The sequence below is a fragment of the Flavobacterium sp. B167r genome (assembly GCF_056824315.1).
Window position 1 is genome coordinate 1,138,690 of sequence record NZ_CP124859.1, and the last position, 16,621, is coordinate 1,155,310.

Here is a 16,621-nt window from a genome sequence, read left to right on the forward strand (position 1 = left end):
AAAATATTTTATTGAATTATATTAAAAGAGCTAACATTATGTTGGCTCTTTTTTTTATTTCAAAGATTTTCAATCAAAAACGAGAATTTAAATTAAGTGTAAAAAACCTACAATAAATTGTTGTTTTTATAGATTAATCCAATTTTTATTAACTATTTTTGAAATCTTGTTTTTTACAGAGATAAAAATACGTGGATAAAAAACATTATATTTTTTTAAATTTTAGATGATAATTAACTGACCTAAGATTAAATAGTTACATTTTTAATTGTAAAAAGTATATATTTATGCCTTTCAAATTAGTAACTTTTTAACACTTTCTTCGTATAACATTTAACAACCAAAAAGGTATAAAAAAATTGATTAACTATAAACATGGCAAAAGAAAGTTTTAATTGGAAAAGTCTTTTCATCAATGATGAGACAAATAACTCAGAAGGTACGGCTCCAGTTCAGCCGGCAGCGCCTATTTTACCAAAATCGGATACTAAATTTCCAGATCATGCTGCAGAATCAGTTCCAGCTGGCGCATTGACAAATCCTTTTTTAAATGAAATCTTCGAGGTTTATGACAAAGGTTTTGAATCTTTGAATGAAGCAGGTTTTGATTTTTTTGAACTTTATAAATCTGTGGTGGCAGTTGGAGTAACAAACCCACAAAGTTACCAGATGGCTTTTACTATGGGTAAGTCTATAAAACCAGACTTAACGAAGGAATTTCTTTTGCAAAAAGGAAGTTTTTATATCTCAGAAATTGAAAAAGTTTATGCCAAATATGATACAGTTGGTAAAACAAAAAAAGCTGAATTAGATAATACGATTACTAAAGATAAATACAATTTATCTAAAAGCATTGCCGATTTGGAAGCAAAAATCGTTGAACTTCAAAAAGAATTAGATGCGAAAAAAATAGAACTTCAAAAAATTGATCCGATAAATATGGAACAGCTTTCAGAAATTCAATTAAAAATGGAAGCCAATAATTTAGCAAAACAAAAAATATTAACCTCAATCAATACTGTAATTACAGGAATTAATCAATATTTATAATGGATAAATTCGCACAAGAAAAAAGCACTCTTTTAACATTGCCAATACTAAAACATTTTGACGAGTCAAAAGGTGAAATTGCTTTAAAATCTGGAGTACTTAAAAAAGGAGAAAAGTCATTGTTTTTGGCTTTAGCATTAGGACTATTAGGAGTTGGAGGTTATTTGGTCTGGACTTATATTATCCCGCCATTATTTACTATGCTTGGTCAGGCAATTGCCTTATCTGCAACGGGCGTTTTTTTAGTTTTTTTGGTGATGATGGCTCCTGTGATAATGAAAGCATTACGTTTTGCAACAAAAAACATTCATAAAGCATTAATACAAAGTAATCCTTTTAATGAATTGGAAGAGCAAAAACAAAAGATGATCAAAAACCGTGAAGTTTTTAAGAACACTAAAGCAAAGTTGAAAGGTCTTAAAAATGAAATGGAAATTGAGGCCAATAAATCTGAAAAAGAAGCAAAGCAATTTCAAGAAGATGTATTGAGTTTGCAACGTCAGTCTGAAAGATTAAAATCTGCGATGGATGAAATGGTTAAGATTAATGGTGTTGCTGCAAAAGATACAGACGAGTATGTAGCTTTACAAAGTGAGTTAGCCAGAAAACTTAGTGATTCTCAAAGAGTTTCAACGCAATACGAGCAAAGCAAAAGTTTCATCCAAAAATATGGAGTTCGTGCGAATGTTTTAGGTAAAATGGATCGTAAACTAACTTTAGCAGGAACAGCTATTGACATTAAAATTGCTGATTTTGATGTGACTGTGAAAATGCTTCAAAAGGAATATGAATTTGCAAGAAACGCTAAAGAAGCAACTGAAAGCGCAAAAAGTGCTATGTTGTTTACTAAAGATTGGGAATTAGAATATGCTCTTGAAGTAGTAACTTCTACAATTGCACAGGATATTGCTAAAACTTCTGAGAACTTGATCGATATTGATGCCTTGACTTCTAAATATTCTGTTGATAACGATGAGCTTTATTCAAGATTAGATTCATTGGCAGATGAAATCAAGACAGGCGATAATACAATTCCGGATTCAACAAAATATACAAGTCCAAACTACAAAATGACCAAAGAAGATAAATTATCTAGTGGTGGTTTTGGAGATATTTTTTAATACAATAATTTTAATTTTATAAATAAAAATGGGAAAAATTTTACGTACGGAAAAGTTAACAACACTTTCTGAATTACTAATCGTTATTGTTGGAATCGGGGTAATTTTAGGAGGAGTTTACTACCTATCTCCAGGTATTAAAACAGCGGTTTCAAAACAATTGGATGGTATTGAGTTAAATCAGACTGATGTTAATAATGTTACTAATGCGGCTAAAATTCCGCTTCCATCAACAGAACTTTCTTCAGAGGTTGCAAACAAACCTTTAGTTAGAATTGGTGCGTATGCTTGGAATGCTCAGTCAGGAATTATAGTTTCTAATGGTGGTCCAAAAACAACAAAAGGGTCATTAATGGAAAAAAACGGAGTTAATCTTGAAATTATTCGTCAAGACTGGCTTTCTGAATTGCGTAATATGCAGATGAAATTTATCGAAGAATTTGATAAAGGAGAAGCTTTTCCATCTTCAGAGAAAAGTGTTTTTGCAGTTATCATTATGGGTGACGGTGCGCCATTTTACATTAGTTCTGTTCAAAAATCTCTTGACGAAAAATACGGAAAAGATAAATACCACCTACAAGTAATGGGAGCAGTAGGTATGAGTTATGGTGAAGATAAATTGATTGGACCTCCAAGCTGGAAATCAGATCCAAAATCTATGAAAGGTTCGGTTATTTCTGCAGTTCTTGGAGATGGTGACTGGGTTACAACAGTTAACTATTGTTTTGCAAATGGATTAAAAGTAAATCCTGATCCAACAACTTATGATGCAGATGCAGTAAATATTTATCCTTCAGAAAATGATGATTATATTAAATCGGCAGAAGAATTAATTAAATCTCAGACAACTGGCTGGACAGTAACTTTGAAAGAAGTTGTAGATGGGAAATTAACTGGAAAGTCGGTTAACAGAAAAATCGATGGTTGTGCAACTTGGACTCCTGGAGACAAAACGGTTTTTGATAAATTGACAGGTTTTGTTGATATCGTTTCTACAAAAGAGTTTAATAACCAAATGCCAACTACAATTATTGGTGTAAAAGAATGGGCAGTTAAAAATCCAGATATCGTTTCAAATATTTTGAAATCGGCATTGACGGCTTCAAACCAAATGAAAAATTATGAAGATTGGAAAGTAAGAGCTTCAGAAGCGGTTGCTGCAACGTATAAACTTGAAACTCCAGAATATTGGTATAAAATGTTCAAGGGACAACAAGGAACAAAAGGCGGATTGACTTATAATATGGGGGGATCAAAAGTATTTAATTATGCTGATGCAATGCAATATTATGGTTTGTCTGATGGTGTAAACAGATATAAATCAGTTTACAATCAAGTTTCAGGATATTTGACAGAATTGAATCCGTTTGGATTTAATGAAAACGTTGGCGCAGTTGTTCCTTACGATCAAGCGGTAAACCTATTTTTCTTGAAAAACATCAATGATATTGAATCAACGTCTGCAGATAAAGCAGATTATAGTGTTCAGGCAACTGAAGTTGTAGCTTCTGGAGAATGGAAAATTAATTTTAATACAGCAAGCGCGGAAATTTCAAACTCATCTAGTAAAGAAGTTGAAAAAATCTACAATCTTTTAGTTCAGGCAGAAAACACAAAATTAACTGTTGTTGGACATACGGATAATGTTGGAAATCCAGCTTCTAATTTAGCTTTATCAAAAAGTAGAGCAGAGGCAGTTGTAAATTATTTGAAACAAAAAGGTATTCCTGCAAATCGTTTCCAACTAGTTGATGGAAAAGGTCAGAATGATCCTCTTGGAGATAATAATACTGCTGCAGGAAAAGCATTAAACAGACGAGTTGTGATTACTTTATTAAAATAAAAAACAATAAAAGGCTATCTGTTTATAGATAGCCTTTTGCAATTAATATGATAAAATTTTTAACTCCCTTTGAAAAAATATCAAAGATGAACAGAACGCTTATTTTAATAGGCTGGTTACTTCTTTTGATTGTTATTTGGTTTGTGGCAACAGCTGGTGAAAAACATCTTTTTCCTTCTCCTTCTCAGGTTTTAACAGGTTTTCAAGATTTGTATCGAGAAGGTTTGGTCGTACATATTTTCAATTCATTGTCTTTATGTTTCATTTCAATTTTTTTAGCCACAATAATTTCTTTATTATTTGCATACGTATGGCCAATCCCGTTATTAAAGCCAGTGTCTGAATTTATTACAAAATTTAGATTCTTACCTTTTACCGGACTTTCATTTTATATCACAATGGTAGTGCATGATGCGAGATCAATGCAGGTTTGGATTTTAGTAATTTTCCTGACTACTTTTTTGACAACATCATTAATTGCAGTTATTAAAGATATTCCACAAGAAGAATTTGACCATGCTAAAATGTTAAAATGTACAAGATTAGAAGTGTTGTGGCAAGTTATCATTTTAGGAAGAATAGATTATGTAATCGATGTTATAAGACAAAATCTTGCCATTACTTGGATGATGCTTGTAACGGTTGAATCGATTGTAGTGGCTTCTGGAGGATTAGGTTTTTTAATTAAAAACTCTGATAAATTCATGAATACAGGACGAATTATTGCACTTCAAATAATCATTTTATTAATTGGTCTTGGCTTAGATGCAGGAATAAATTTCTTGAGAAAAGCAGTATTTAGATATTCAAAAATATAATCATGAAACACGAATATAAAGAAACGCTTTTGTATGTTGAAAATCTTAGCGTTGCCTACGACGATGCTGTTATTATAAAAGATATAAATCTTGTAGAAAAAGACGTAGTTCGCGAAGGAGAAGATTGCACTGGACAAGTTATTGCTTTTGTAGGAAGATCAGGAAGAGGAAAATCAACTTTTTTTAAAGCTTTGACAGGATTGATTCCTACAACTTCAGGAAAAATATTAATTAGAGATTTTGAAAATAAAGAACCAAACGCAGCTAAATCTGTAAAGGAAGGCGATATTGGTTTTGTAGATCAAAAGTATACTTTGTTTAGACACAAAACAGTTACTCAGGCTTTGAAATTTTCATTAAGAAAAACGTCACTTTCGAATACTGAAAAAGATGAAAAAATTAAAAAGTATTTAAAAGAATGGGGTTTAGAAAATTGCAAAGACAAATATCCTAACGAACTTTCTGGCGGACAAAGACAAAGAACTGCGATTATAGAACAATTGTTTTCATCTGATCAGTTTATTGTATTAGATGAGCCTTTTTCTGGATTGGATGTTGGAAATATTCAAGAAGTAAAAAAATCTTTCGAGCTGTTAGGTAAATCGTCAGAATATAATACCGTTATTTTTTCTACGCACGATATTGAATTAGCAATAGAATTAGCACAAACTATTTATGTTATTGGGTATCCGACAATTAATGGAAAACAAGAACATTACGGAACTATTGTTGCGAAATATGATCTAAGAGACATGGGATTATCTTGGAAAGAATATTGCGACGATCACTTAAAATTATCAAAAGAAATTATACATCAAATGATGAATTCTTAAAAAGTTTATGGAAAATAAAAAGAATCCAATATCGATTTTAGAAGAATCATTCTTGTCTCTAAAAAAATATTTAGAAACTAATATTGCTCCAAATGAAGCCGTTTTTACGGCTTCGTTTATTATAGAACTGAATAAAGAAACGAAGCAGATTTTAGAAATTTGCGATGCCTTAAATCGGGATACAACTTTTATTCAAAAAATAAATGAAAAGGTAGATCCTGCTTTTTCAAGAGGTTTGTTACTCAAAGCCGAGCATTTTTTTCTTTCGGATGCAATTGATATTTATGAAAGAGAACGAGAGAAAAAAAGCGAAAAGCAAGAATTTGTTTTGGCCTATTATTATGATGCATTGCGCAACAAACATTTTGCAAACGAAAATTCTGTAAAGGAATTGAATCAGCTGATTTTTACAGAAAACTTCAAAAACCATCTGATTAAAATTAAAAAAGAAAACAAAATAGTATTTTCAAATTCGAATGAAAATCAATATTGGCTTGCGAAAATAGCATCTGAAAACAAAAATATTTATTTAGAAGGAATTCTGTTTAAATATCAAAATTTCATTCATTTTGCATTTGATAAAAAGTTTGAAAACACAAAAGATTTAACTGCTTATTTTGGTTTGAATTTAAAAGACACCAATACAGATAAAAAAGGAATTGACGATCTGCCAGAAAAAGACACTTTAGAAAAAGTGCTTCAAGAATTAAACGGTTTAGTTGGTTTAGAGGAAATTAAAAAAGACGTTTCGGAACTTATTAATTTGCTGGAAATACAAAAAAAGCGTTCCAAACAAGGATTGAAAAACGTTGAAATTACTTTGCATACTGTTTTTCTTGGACCTCCAGGAACTGGTAAAACAACTGTGGCGAGACTTTTAAGCAGAATTTTTAAACATTTGGGTTTTTTGTCAAAAGGACAGATGTATGAAACAGATAGAGAAGGTTTAATTGCAGGGTACGTAGGACAAACAGCTCCAAAAGTTGATAGTGCCGTTGAATCAAGTCTGGGCGGCGTTTTGTTTATTGATGAAGCGTATGCCTTAACACAAAATGCTTTTGGAAATGATTATGGAGCAGAAGCGGTAAACACATTGCTGAAACGAATGGAAGATCATCGCGATGACTTAGCAGTTGTGGTTGCCGGATATACTGAGCCAATGAAGATTTTTATAGAATCTAATCCTGGACTTCGTTCTCGTTTTAACAGGTATTTTTATTTTAGTCATTTTACACCTGCAGAATTATTTCAAATTTTTGAAGCATTTTGCTCAAAATCGGATTTTATTGTATCTCAAGATGCAAAAGAAAAACTGATTGATACTTTTGAATTGCTATACGAAACTAAAAATGAGAGTTTTGGAAATGCACGAGTAATTAGAAATTTATTTGAAAAATGCATTCAAAATCAAGCCAATAGAATTATAAAGTTAAAAAAAGTCACCAATAAGGATTTGAAAACCCTTACCGAACAAGATATCCCCGAACCTAAAGAAACCGAACGAAAGGTTAATTTTGAAATAAAGGAGAAGTAAATAAAAAGAAAAGCCAGCTAAATTGCTGGCTTTTCTTTTTATTGGAAGTTTTATTCTTTCTTTAAATAACTTTATAAAATGGTGATTCTCAATTTACAATTAAGTTGAGAATCACTACCATTTTATAAAAATAGACAGATAAATCTGCGTGCTTTGTCTTTCTTGGGAACAAACTAGCTTTATTAGTCCCACGGCTCTGTTTTTTTAAGGGTTACATTTCAGCAGAATCAATCCCTGTGCTTTGTCTTTTATGGGAACAAACAAGCTTTATTAGTCCCAGTGCTCTGTTTTTAAAGGGTTACTACAGCTGAATCAATCCCTTGTGCTTTGTCTTTTATGGGAACAAACAAGCTTTATTAGTCCCAGTGCTTTCTTTTTTTAAAGGGTTGCATTTAGCTTTCTCATTCCCTTTGAAGCAAATTTAATAGAAGTGTGTAAAAAAAATGTTACACAATTTTTAACTAAATTTTATATATTTCACATGTTGTATTATGAAATAATTTTATAATGGTTTAAAGATAAGTATTTTATAAAACAGTTTGTACAAAAATTCTTCTTTTTTTAAAATTTATTTTTTCATATATAACTTCTATTTTTCTTAGCCTATATTTTAAGTATTTTTGAATTCTATTTTTAAAACGATGACTTTACAAATAAAAGAGCTTACTACCATTGAAGATATGGAGGCTCAAATAGATACGATTCGATTTTTATATCCGAATATATCTCTTGAAAAATATAGATCATTTCTTTCTGAAATGCTTCCACATAATTATATTCAAATCGCAATATTTGAAGATGAGATTTGTCTTGGTCTAACGGGCTGTTGGTCAGCGACAAAACTTTGGACAGGAAAATATCTTGAGATTGACAATTTTGTTGTTAATCCTAAATATAGATCTAAGGGAATTGGAAAAATGCTTACCGATTTTGTCGAGAAAAAAGCGATAGAATTGAATTGCAGCAGTATAGTTTTGGATGCATTTACGGGAAATTTTGGTGCTCATAGATTTTATTACAATCAAGGCTATGCTCCAAAAGGATTTCATTTTGTAAAAATCTTAGACGAAAGTAAAATGACTGTTTAAAAACAAACATAAGTTTTCTTTATTGCATCAACAAAAGCACCATTAAACAAAAGAAATGGTTATTTTTGTCTTACAAACATTATTAGAATCATATTTTGGGATTATATAAAAATCTATTCAAGCAGACAGCAATTTATGGACTGGCGACAGTTTTACCAAGAATGCTGAGTTTTTTATTAGTGAGATTATATACAGGAATTTTACCTACAGCAGAGTATGGTGAAGTTTCGATTGTATTGTCTTGGATGGTTTTCTTTAACGTAGTTCTTTCTTACGGAATGGAAACTGCATTTTTTAGATTTTACAGTGCTGAAGATGATAAGAAAAATGTAATTGCAACGTCTACCATTTCAATATTTTGGACTTCTATTTTATTTCTTTTTGCTGGTTTGATTTTTAGAAATACGCTGGCAAACTTAGCAGAAGTCGATGTTCAGTATATTACCTATACAGTGTGGATTTTAGTATTAGACGCCTTGGTTTTAATTCCGTTTTCTAAGCTCAGAGCCAACCAAAGGCCAATGGTTTACGCGGCAATTAAAATAGGAAATGTTGTAATTAATTTATTACTGAATATATTTTTCTTGATTTACCTTCCAAAATTAGCAGAATCAAATCCGAATTCTGTTTGGGATAATTTATATGTACAAAATTTCCAGATTGCTTATATTTTCATTGCAAACCTTCTGGCAAGTTTGGCAACATTTATTGTGCTTTCTCCAAATTATCTTTCGCTTGGGCGAAAATTCGATCCAGTGCTTTGGAAAAAAATGATGAAATACGGACTTCCAATTTTGGTAGCTGGATTGGCTTTTGCTGTAAATGAACATTTCGATAAAATTTTATTAGGTTATCTGCTTCCTGAAAATTTAGCAAAGTCGGAAGTAGGAGCGTATTCTGCTTGTTACAAATTAGGATTATTTATGGTTCTTTTTGCAACGGCTTTCAGATTAGGAATTGAGCCTTTCTTTTTTAGTCATGCAAAAAATGAAAATGCACCGCAGACTTATGCTGTGATTACCAAATATTTCGTGATTTTAGGATCATTGATTTTGCTAGGTGTAATTGTTTTCGCAGACGTTTTAAAATATTTATTGTTAGAAAACAAATCGTATTGGGAAGCAATGAAAGTTGTGCCATTAATTATTTTGGCAAATTTCTTTTTAGGGATTTACAATAATTTATCAGTTTGGTATAAATTGACTGATAAAACAAAAATTGGAGCTTACATTTCTATCGTAGGAGCGATTGTTACCTTGATTTTAAATTATTTATTAATTCCGAAATATAGCTATTATGGTTCTGCAATTGCGACCATTTCGGCTTACGGAAGTATGATGCTTATTTCTTATATTTTAGGAAATAAATATTATCCGATTCCTTACGATATGAACAAGATTGGTGCTTATTTAGGTGTTTCAATAGTATTTTCAATAATCTCATTTTACGGATTTAGAGAAAAATATTATGTTGGAATTCCGCTTCTTTTAATTTTTATGTATATGGTTTACCATTTTGAAAAAGATACTATTAAAGGAATAATGAAAAGAAAATAAGACGTTTTAAAAAATTATATTCAAAACAATGAAAATTCAAATTATCAATAAATCACAGCACGATTTACCAAATTATGAAACGATTGCATCTGCAGGAATGGATTTGCGTGCCAATATTATAGAACCAATTACGTTAAAACCTTTAGAAAGAACTATTGTAAAAACAGGACTTTTTATAGAATTGCCAATTGGTTACGAAGCACAAGTAAGACCAAGAAGCGGTCTGGCTGCAAAAAAAGGCGTAACTGTTTTAAATTCGCCAGGAACTATTGATGCAGATTACAGAGGAGAAATAGGAGTAATTTTAGTAAATTTATCTAATGACGATTTTGTAATCGAAAATGGAGAACGAATTGCACAGCTGATTATTGCTAAACACGAAAGAGCAGAATGGATTGAAGTTGAAACACTTTCTGAAACATCAAGAGGTGAAGGAGGCTTTGGAAGTACTGGAGTGAAATAAAAAAAAGGAAAGACCAAACCCAATGAAGATTTTTTAATCTTCCCATAAAAATCAAATAAAGAATGAAAATAATTGTGCCAATGGCAGGCCGCGGATCAAGATTGAGGCCTCATACTTTAACAGTTCCAAAACCGTTAATTCCAGTTGCTGGAAAATCTATAGTACACCGTTTAGTTGAAGATATTGCCAAAATATTGAAAGAACCAATTGAAGAAGTTGCTTTTATTTTAGGTGACGAAGCTTTTTTTGGAGATGATGTTGTAGCAAGTTTAGAAAATTTAGCAAAAGGATTGGGAGCAAAAGCATCAATCTACCGTCAAGATCAGCCACTAGGAACTGGACACGCTATTATGTGTGCAAAAGATTCTTTGTCTGGGCCAGCTGTAATTGCTTATGCTGATACTTTAATCAGAGCAGATTTCGAATTGGATCCAGAAGCAGATGCTGTAATTTGGGTAAAACAAGTTGATCAGCCGGAGGCTTTTGGTGTTGTAAAACTAAATCAGAATAATGAAATTATAGAATTGGTTGAAAAACCAAAAGAATTTGTTAGCGATTTAGCCGTTATCGGAATTTATTATTTTAAAGAAGTTGGAATTTTAAGAAACGAACTTCAAAATGTTTTAGATAATAATATTCAGAATGGTGGAGAATACCAGATTAATGACGGTATCAAAGCAATGATGGCTAACGGAAAGGTTTTTAAAACTGGAAGCGTTGATGAGTGGATGGACTGTGGTAATAAAGATGTTACAGTTGAAACTAATACAAGAATGCTAGGTTTTCTTCATAACGATGGAGAACATTTAGTAGATTATGGTGTTACTTTAGAAAATTCAACAATCATTCCTCCTTGTTATATTGGAGAAAATGTGGTTTTGAAAAACACTACAATTGGTCCCAATGTTTCTCTTGGAAAAGGATGCCATGTAACAGACAGTACAATCAAAAATAGTCTTGTTCAAACGTATTCTAAAATTAAAAATGCTAGTCTTGATAATGCAATGATTGGAAATCATGTAAGTTACGATGGTAAATTTACAAGCGTTAGTATTGGAGATTACGCTGTATTAGAATAAAATAAAAATTAACAAAATTTCGTTTTGTTTAGAAAGTAGTTTTTACAAATGATGAAAAAAAGAGTTTTTACAGTTTTGTTTTTTGCTTTATTTAGCACATCATTTTCGGTTTTTGCACAGACAGAACCCGAAGATATTGCTATGGCAACAGATGAATATCAAGACTCATTTTATGAATCTTTAAAACAAAAAGGAATTGAAAATTATGATAAAGCCATTGTATCATTGGAGAAATGTATTAAACTTAAACCCAATGATGCAGTTGCTTATTTTGAGTTAGGAAAAAACTATCTGGCGCTTAAACAATATCAGAATGCGCAAGATGCTTTTGAAAAAGCGACACAGCTTGATCCTAAAAACAAATGGTTTTGGCTTGGAATTTACGATGTAAGTTTCGAGACAAAAAACTATCCTTTAGCAATTGAAATTATTCAAAAAATAATTGTTTTTGACGAAGAATATAAAGACGATTTGATTTCGTTGTACATGATTACCAATCAGTTCGATAAGGCTTTGACTGCGATAAACGAAATGAATGATAAGTTCGGAAAATCTTCTGATCGCGAAATTTATAAAGCACAGATTTTATCGCAAGGAAAATATCAGAATGCTGAAATTAATAATTTAGTTGAACAGATTAAAAAAAATCCGAAAGAAGAATCGAATTATGTAAATCTGATTTTTTTGTATTCCAAGAATAACGAAAATGAAAAATCGCTAGAAGTTGCAAAACAATTGGCAAAAGAAATTCCAAATTCAGAATGGGCGCAGGTGAGTTTGTTCAAAGGATATTTGGATGCCAATCAAGCAGATAAAGCTATCAAGTCGATGAATGTGATTTTAGCAAGTTCAAAAATCGATTCAAAAATCAAACATAGAACTTTGAATGAGTTTTTGATTTACGCAAACAAAAATCCACAGTATTCTGCCGATTTAGAAAAAGCCATTTCTTATTTTGACAATGATAAAGATGTTGATGTTGCCAAAGAAATTGGAAAATTTTATCATAGCAAAGGACAGTTTGAAAATGCTATTAAATATTATGAAAAAGATTTAAGCGTCAATTCAGATACTGATCTTGAGACCAATATGTTATTATTAGAAGCATATTCTCAGGCGAAAAAATATGATCCAATGACAAAAAGAGCCATGATGTTGATTGAAGTTTATCCAAGTCAGGCTCAGTTTTATTACTATGCAGGTTTAGGAAGCAATCAGCTGAAACAATTTAAAAATGCCAAAACCGTCTTAGAAATGGGTCTTGATTATGTAGTGGATGACGTAAAATTAGAATCAAATTTTAATATTCAGTTAGGAGAGGCATACAATGGATTGGGAGATGCAAAGAAAAAAGAGGAATACTTTTTGAAGGCAAATGAATTATTAAAGAAGAAAAAATAAAAGAGAATTCAGATGAAAAAATATATATCAATACTAGTATTGTCTATTGCTGTAATTTCATGTAAATCAAAAGCAGTAGCGGTGCAAGGAAATACAAGCCAGGCAATTGCACCAAAAGAAGACAAAAAAGTAATCGAAAAGCATTACGATAATAAGTTAGATTTTTCGACTTTATACATAAAAGCAAGTGCAAGATACGCTGATGAAAAACAAAGTCAAAATGTTACAGCTGAAATCAGAATCCAAAAAGACAAACAGATTTTAATAAGCGTTCGTTTCTTAGGAATTACGATGGCAAAAGCCTTAATCACACCAGATGCAGTAAGCTATTATGAGAAAATAAACAGCACTTATTATGAAGGTGATTTTAGTAGCTTAAGCAAATGGTTAGGAACAGATTTAGATTATTCTAAAGTTCAGAATCTGTTGGTTGGAGAAGCTTTTGACGATTTAAGAAAAGGAAAATATACGCAAACTATTGTAGAAAATTTATTCAGATTAGACGAAGAAAAAGATGCTAATTTGAAGAAAACCTTTTTCTTAGATGGAGAAAAATATTTAATTCAGAAGGAAGAGATTTCGCAGCCATCAGAAAATAGAACGTTGCAAATTGCCTATTCAGACGCTAAAAATTTTGATCAAGGAACGTTGCCAACAAGTATCGAAATCAATGCAATTCAGCCAAAAGGCAAAACAAGTATTAACTTGAATTATAACAATATTTCATTTAATGAAGAACTTTCTTTTCCGTATAGTGTTCCAAGCGGTTATAAAAAAGTTACAATTAAGTAAATTTGCAAAAATAAAAACATAAACATGCCAAAATTTCTCCTAAGCCTAGTTTTAGTTTGTGCCACTACATTTGTGTGGGCGCAAGATTCTCAGCAAGAAAAACTGGAGCAGCGTAAAGCTCAAATTCAGCAGGAAATCAGAGATAACGAAAAGATGCTGCAGTCTGTTCGAAAAAAAGAGAAATCTGCTGTGAATGAATATTTGATTCAGGCAAACAAAATCAAGCTAAAAGAAAAATTAATTAATACAACGGCAAAACAAGAAAGACTGCTTAGTAATGACATGTACATTAATCAGGTTCAGGTTAATAAACTTAAAAAAGAATTAAAAGTTCTAAAAGAAGATTATGCTGAAATGATTTTAAAATCATACAAAAGCCGTTCGGAGCAAAGCCGTGCAATGTTTATTTTATCTTCTGAAAGTTTCTTGCAAGCTTACAAAAGAGCACAATATTTAAAGCAATACACTACTTTTAGAAAAAACCAAGGTATTGAAATTCAATCTAAAAGTGCTCAATTAGTTGAATTTAATGCAAAATTGGATGGACAAAGACAGGTAAAAAAGAAGATTATTGTTGAGAATCAAAAAGAAAAAGTTACTCTTGAAGTAGAGAAAAAAGAACAGCAAAAATTAGTTAATTCGCTTAAAAAAGATAAAAATAAAATTGCTGCAGATATTCGATCTAAGCAAAATGAGTCAAAACGAATTGACAAGCAAATTGACCGTTTAATTCGTGAAGCCATTGCAGAAGCAAACAGAAAAGCAGCTGCAGAAAGAGCAAAAGCTAATCCGGGTTCACCTGAAACAAAAACGGCACCAGTTTCTTCTTCTAAAATTGCATTAACACCAGAAGATAAAATCTTGGCTGCAGATTTTAAAGCAAACAGGGGAAGGTTGCCTTGGCCAGTAGAAAAAGGATTTATCTCTCTAGGATATGGAGATCAGCCACACCCGCTGCATCCTTCAATTACGGTTCATAATTCTGGAGTGGAGATTACAACAGAAGATGGTGCAAGTGCTAGATCAGTATTTGCTGGAGAAGTTTCTAAAGTAATCGTTTTGTCACCAGTGAACAAGGCAGTTGTGATTCAGCATGGAGATTTTTTCACAGTATATCAAAACTTAAGTTCTGTATCAGTTAGTCAAGGAGATAAAGTGACTATCAAGCAAAATATTGGAAAAGTGAGAACAAGTGGAGACACAGGAAAAACAATCATTAAATTCTTGATTCTACAAAACACTTCAAATAATAATCCGGAAGGTTGGCTGCAAAGCAGATAAAAATCAAAGGGAGCGTTTTTGCTCCCTTTTTTATAGAATAAAGAAAGCTTGATTTCAAATTGAAATCAGCATAAAAAGAAATTATTTCTTTCGTTAAGCTGAAATTATACGATTGAATTTAAAAATAGTATTTTTGCACTATGGAAACAAATAGACAGAAAAAAATAGGCGGTGTTCTTCAGAAAGATCTGGTTGACATTTTGCAAGGTGAAGTGAGAAAAAACGGAATTACAAACTTGGTAATTTCTGTATCCAAAGTGAGTGTTACTACAGATTTATCTGTGGCAACGGTATATTTAAGTATTTTTCCACAAGAAAAAGCCAAAGAAACTTTAGAGGCAATAAAAACAAATACAACTTTAATCAAACATGATTTATCGCAACGCGTGCGTTTACAATTACGCCGTGTTCCGAATTTGGTCTTCTTTATTGATGACTCTTTGGATTATATTGAGAAAATCGACAATGCACTTGCAGGAAAAGAAAACCCAATTGAAAATCGTGACCTTTTAGAAAAAAGAAGAAAGTCGTAATTTGAATTTCCCTTTATACATAGCCAAGCGTTATATTTTTAGCAGTAGTAAAAACAATGCTATAAATATCATTAATCGTATTGCCAGCATGGGAATCATTGTTGGTACGATGGCTTTGTTTGTAGTTTTATCTGTTTTCAGCGGGCTTAAAGTTTTTAGTCTTTCGTTTACCAATGAAATAGATCCCGACTTAAAGTTGGTGAGTACTTACGGAAAGTCTTTTTTACTTACACCCGATCAAGAAAATCAGGTAAAAAAAATAAATGGTGTTGCTTCTTACACAAAAATAATAGAAGAACGTGTTCTGTTTTTATTTAAAGACAAACAGCAAGTAACTTACTTAAAAGGAGTTGATAGTTTATATCCAGTTGTAAACGATATCAAGAAGAAACTCTTTAATGGTCAGTGGCTTAAGCCGGATAGTTTTCAAGTTGTAATTGGATACGGATTAGCTCAAAATTTCTCTATGGGAATTCTTGATTTTGAAAATCCGCTACAGATTTTTGCTCCTAAACCTGGAAAAGGAGCAATTGAAAATCCGGAAGAAGCTTTTACAAAAACAGATGTTTTACCTGTTGGTATTTATTCGATTAGCGAAGATTTAGATTCAAAATATGTATTTGCAGATTTAGGATTGGCGCAGGAATTGTTAATGTACAAACCCAATCAAATCTCTGGAATTGAATTTAAATTAAAGGAAAACGCAGATGAAGGAGCAATAAAGACACAGCTCAATTCTATTTTTAAAAATAAAATCACTTTAAAAAATAGAGCACAGCTGAACGAGTCTTTGTATAGAATGCTCAACACCGAAAATATTGCAGTTTATCTGATTTTTACATTAGTGATCATTGTGGCGCTTTTTAATTTGATCGGCGCCTTGATTATGATGATTTTAGAAAAGAAAGGAAATCTTAAAACCCTTTTCAATTTAGGAACAGATATCAGCGGCCTTCGAAAAATATTTTTGCTTCAAGGAACTTTATTAAGTGTTTTTGGAGGTTTAATCGGATTGGCTTTAGGGATAATACTTGTACTACTACAACAAAAGTTTGAACTTATCATGATTACGCCAATTTTGGCTTATCCAGTTGTTTTTACGGTAGAAAATGTTCTTATTGTCATGACCACAATTATTTCATTAGGTTTTGTGGCTTCATTAATTGCAAGCAGCCGAGTTAGTAAAAAACTGCTTGATTAATAACTTCTTAAGAAATATTAATTATATT

The 16,621-nt window shown here is 31.5% G+C and carries 15 protein-coding genes; all 15 read left to right on the plus strand.

Translation table 11 applies throughout. The features are described from left to right. Positions 1-375 precede the first annotated feature (375 nt). The 15 genes from QLQ96_RS05235 (at position 376) to QLQ96_RS05305 (ending at position 16,593) form a co-directional block, all read left to right on the plus strand. Positions 376-1,050, plus strand: a complete 675-nt coding sequence (locus QLQ96_RS05235; protein ID WP_482495264.1) for a hypothetical protein — start codon at positions 376-378, stop codon at positions 1,048-1,050. Then, a complete protein-coding gene (locus tag QLQ96_RS05240; protein ID WP_482495266.1) occupies positions 1,050-2,171 on the plus strand; it encodes a hypothetical protein in 1,122 nt (373 codons plus the stop codon). Before QLQ96_RS05235 ends, QLQ96_RS05240 begins: the two co-directional genes overlap by 1 nt. Positions 2,172-2,199: 28 nt before the next feature. After that, positions 2,200-4,014, plus strand: a complete 1,815-nt coding sequence (locus QLQ96_RS05245; RefSeq protein WP_482495268.1) for an OmpA family protein — start codon at positions 2,200-2,202, stop codon at positions 4,012-4,014. Between the two features lie 86 nt (positions 4,015-4,100). Beyond that, positions 4,101-4,832, plus strand: coding sequence for an ABC transporter permease (locus QLQ96_RS05250; protein ID WP_482495270.1), 732 nt, complete (start codon positions 4,101-4,103; stop codon positions 4,830-4,832). 2 nt (positions 4,833-4,834) lie between these two features. Beyond that, positions 4,835-5,665: an ATP-binding cassette domain-containing protein gene (locus QLQ96_RS05255; RefSeq protein WP_482495272.1), complete on the plus strand. Its 831-nt coding sequence runs from the start codon at positions 4,835-4,837 to the stop codon at positions 5,663-5,665. 7 nt (positions 5,666-5,672) lie between these two features. Next, a complete protein-coding gene (locus tag QLQ96_RS05260; RefSeq protein WP_482495274.1) occupies positions 5,673-7,199 on the plus strand; it encodes an AAA family ATPase in 1,527 nt (508 codons plus the stop codon). Between the two features lie 641 nt (positions 7,200-7,840). After that, positions 7,841-8,287, plus strand: coding sequence for a GNAT family N-acetyltransferase (locus QLQ96_RS05265; RefSeq protein ID WP_482495276.1), 447 nt, complete (start codon positions 7,841-7,843; stop codon positions 8,285-8,287). A 95-nt stretch (positions 8,288-8,382) separates the two neighbouring features. Next, positions 8,383-9,843 carry a lipopolysaccharide biosynthesis protein gene (locus QLQ96_RS05270; RefSeq protein ID WP_482495278.1) on the plus strand — a complete coding sequence of 487 codons (1,461 nt, stop codon included), beginning with the start codon at positions 8,383-8,385 and terminating at the stop codon, positions 9,841-9,843. A gap of 28 nt (positions 9,844-9,871) precedes the next feature. Next, positions 9,872-10,306 carry a dUTP diphosphatase gene (dut, locus tag QLQ96_RS05275; RefSeq protein WP_482495280.1) on the plus strand — a complete coding sequence of 145 codons (435 nt, stop codon included), beginning with the start codon at positions 9,872-9,874 and terminating at the stop codon, positions 10,304-10,306. Positions 10,307-10,368: 62 nt separating this feature from the next. Beyond that, on the plus strand, positions 10,369-11,385 hold the full coding sequence (locus QLQ96_RS05280) for a sugar phosphate nucleotidyltransferase (RefSeq protein ID WP_482495282.1): 1,017 nt from the start codon (positions 10,369-10,371) through the stop codon (positions 11,383-11,385). 51 nt (positions 11,386-11,436) lie between these two features. Beyond that, entirely contained in the window at positions 11,437-12,786 is a 1,350-nt protein-coding gene (locus QLQ96_RS05285) for a tetratricopeptide repeat protein (RefSeq protein ID WP_482496918.1), read from the plus strand. Positions 12,787-12,798: 12 nt separating this feature from the next. Next, positions 12,799-13,578, plus strand: coding sequence for a lipoprotein insertase outer membrane protein LolB1 (gene lolB1, locus QLQ96_RS05290; protein WP_482495284.1), 780 nt, complete (start codon positions 12,799-12,801; stop codon positions 13,576-13,578). Between the two features lie 24 nt (positions 13,579-13,602). Next, complete coding sequence (locus tag QLQ96_RS05295) at positions 13,603-14,859, plus strand: murein hydrolase activator EnvC family protein (RefSeq protein WP_482495286.1); 1,257 nt, start codon at positions 13,603-13,605, stop codon at positions 14,857-14,859. 140 nt (positions 14,860-14,999) lie between these two features. Next, positions 15,000-15,392, plus strand: a complete 393-nt coding sequence (gene rbfA / locus QLQ96_RS05300) for a 30S ribosome-binding factor RbfA (RefSeq protein WP_144216310.1) — start codon at positions 15,000-15,002, stop codon at positions 15,390-15,392. 1 nt (position 15,393) lies between these two features. Further along, positions 15,394-16,593 carry an ABC transporter permease gene (locus QLQ96_RS05305; protein WP_482495288.1) on the plus strand — a complete coding sequence of 400 codons (1,200 nt, stop codon included), beginning with the start codon at positions 15,394-15,396 and terminating at the stop codon, positions 16,591-16,593. Positions 16,594-16,621: the final 28 nt, after the last annotated feature.

Bases quoted from the DNA above. Each gene is read 5' to 3' on its own strand.
- QLQ96_RS05235 (WP_482495264.1), top strand. From the start codon at position 376: ATGGCAAAAGAAAGTTTTAATTGGAAAAGTCTTTTCATCAATGATGAG.
- QLQ96_RS05240 (WP_482495266.1), top strand. From the start codon at position 1,050: ATGGATAAATTCGCACAAGAAAAAAGCACTCTTTTAACATTGCCAATA.
- QLQ96_RS05245 (WP_482495268.1), top strand. From the start codon at position 2,200: ATGGGAAAAATTTTACGTACGGAAAAGTTAACAACACTTTCTGAATTA.
- QLQ96_RS05250 (WP_482495270.1), top strand. From the start codon at position 4,101: ATGAACAGAACGCTTATTTTAATAGGCTGGTTACTTCTTTTGATTGTT.
- QLQ96_RS05255 (WP_482495272.1), top strand. From the start codon at position 4,835: ATGAAACACGAATATAAAGAAACGCTTTTGTATGTTGAAAATCTTAGC.
- QLQ96_RS05260 (WP_482495274.1), top strand. From the start codon at position 5,673: ATGGAAAATAAAAAGAATCCAATATCGATTTTAGAAGAATCATTCTTG.
- QLQ96_RS05265 (WP_482495276.1), top strand. From the start codon at position 7,841: ATGACTTTACAAATAAAAGAGCTTACTACCATTGAAGATATGGAGGCT.
- dut (WP_482495280.1), top strand. From the start codon at position 9,872: ATGAAAATTCAAATTATCAATAAATCACAGCACGATTTACCAAATTAT.
- QLQ96_RS05280 (WP_482495282.1), top strand. From the start codon at position 10,369: ATGAAAATAATTGTGCCAATGGCAGGCCGCGGATCAAGATTGAGGCCT.
- QLQ96_RS05285 (WP_482496918.1), top strand. From the start codon at position 11,437: ATGAAAAAAAGAGTTTTTACAGTTTTGTTTTTTGCTTTATTTAGCACA.
- lolB1 (WP_482495284.1), top strand. From the start codon at position 12,799: ATGAAAAAATATATATCAATACTAGTATTGTCTATTGCTGTAATTTCA.
- QLQ96_RS05295 (WP_482495286.1), top strand. From the start codon at position 13,603: ATGCCAAAATTTCTCCTAAGCCTAGTTTTAGTTTGTGCCACTACATTT.
- rbfA (WP_144216310.1), top strand. From the start codon at position 15,000: ATGGAAACAAATAGACAGAAAAAAATAGGCGGTGTTCTTCAGAAAGAT.